The following is a 1,375-nucleotide window of genomic DNA, read 5'->3' as shown; positions in this document are numbered from 1 at the left end:
GAGACTGTTGCACGAATGTAATTTAGGTTTTCCAACCTCCACTTCTTTGTATTCAAAGAGGATTCTATATCGATAACCGAATTACCCCATCTTATTTCCCCTCATTTTGAGCTTTAAACTGCTCAATTTGAGGGGTGTTTTTCACTTGAGAGGATAACGAATGCTCCTCTCAAGGAGGTTGCGGTTATTTGGTGTCTGCTGCTAATTGTATGATCAATGTTGGTGCTCTTTTAATGTTGTGACAGATGGATTCCAGGATATTTTGTCCGTGAGTCTTTAGCAATCCCTTGTAGCGACATCGACCGCCTTTGAACCACCGACGAATGCTGCCGAAGGTCCTTTCCACCTTACTCCGTGTCTTACTGATGAGGCGGTTAAACTCTTTTTCTTCTTCACTCAATGCCTGCCCGCGCTTAGCCTTCTTCATTATCTTATCCGTTAGTTCAGATTGCCTTAGGTGTTCTGAATTGCCTTTGGATGTGTAACCTTTGTCGGCTAGCACTTCAACACCTTTGGGCAGCTTGATCTTGTCAATAAGAGGCACAAACTCACGAGTGTCCGAAACATTGGCCGAAGTAGTTATAACGCCCTCAATTAACCCTTCATCGGTAGTGGCAATGTGCTTCTTATAACCGAAGCGAAACTTACCTCCCTTCTTTACCCATCTGCCCTCTTTATCCACACCCGGCTTTCCGGAGCAACGTGTCGCCATATATTTTTGCTCCTTGATTTTCTCTTCTTCACTTCGATGGTCTTCCCGGTCATCTGCTACTTCAATGCGGATGGAGCCGTCCGGAGAGAATGGACTGTCAACGATACTGGCATCCACAAGAACGCCTCGCTTAATCTCCATAATACCATGCTTCTTGAGTTGTTTGTTAATCATAGACAGAAGCTTATCCCAAAGCTCCTTTTCTACTAGAGCATTCCGAAAGCGGCAAATGGTGCTATGGTCCGGAGAGACGTGCTCCATGTCTATTCCAAGGAATTTGCCAAAGCTGATTGAATCATTAATCCGCTCTTCTACGGCTCTATCACTCAGGTTATACCACACTTCTAAAAGGAGTATCTTGAACATAAGCACCCCGTCGTAAGTCGCTTCTCCCTTTGCTTGAGCAGTCTTGTTAAGCTTCTTATTGATAAACGTCCGGATCGGACGCCAGTCTATCAGGAAATCTACTCGTTCCAAGAACTCGTTGCGTGCCTTAGCTTGTCTCTGTGCAGTATAAACTTCTGCAAAACTCGGACTGTCATTAGAAGTGCTTTTGATGGACATATCTCAGCAGTATTTTACTCGTTAAACATATACAAATATACTGATAATCAGCAGTATATGAAATACAATAAGGCTATTATTCGTGCAACATTCTCATGA

The 1,375-nt window shown here is 43.6% G+C and carries 1 protein-coding gene; it reads right to left on the bottom strand.

What is annotated here, in order from left to right:
* Nucleotides 1-184 precede the first annotated feature (184 nt).
* Nucleotides 185-1,276 carry an IS5 family transposase gene (locus ACFO3G_RS03275; protein WP_380077958.1) on the bottom strand — a complete coding sequence of 364 codons (1,092 nt, stop codon included), beginning with the start codon at nt 1,274-1,276 and terminating at the stop codon, nt 185-187.
* Nucleotides 1,277-1,375 lie beyond the last annotated feature (99 nt).

The sequence above is a fragment of the Falsiporphyromonas endometrii genome, assembly GCF_042654485.1.
GTDB classification, from domain to species: domain Bacteria; phylum Bacteroidota; class Bacteroidia; order Bacteroidales; family Porphyromonadaceae; genus Porphyromonas; species Porphyromonas endometrii.
The sequence above is the reverse complement of the archived record's forward strand: the minus strand, read 5'-3'. Positions and strand labels throughout refer to the sequence as shown.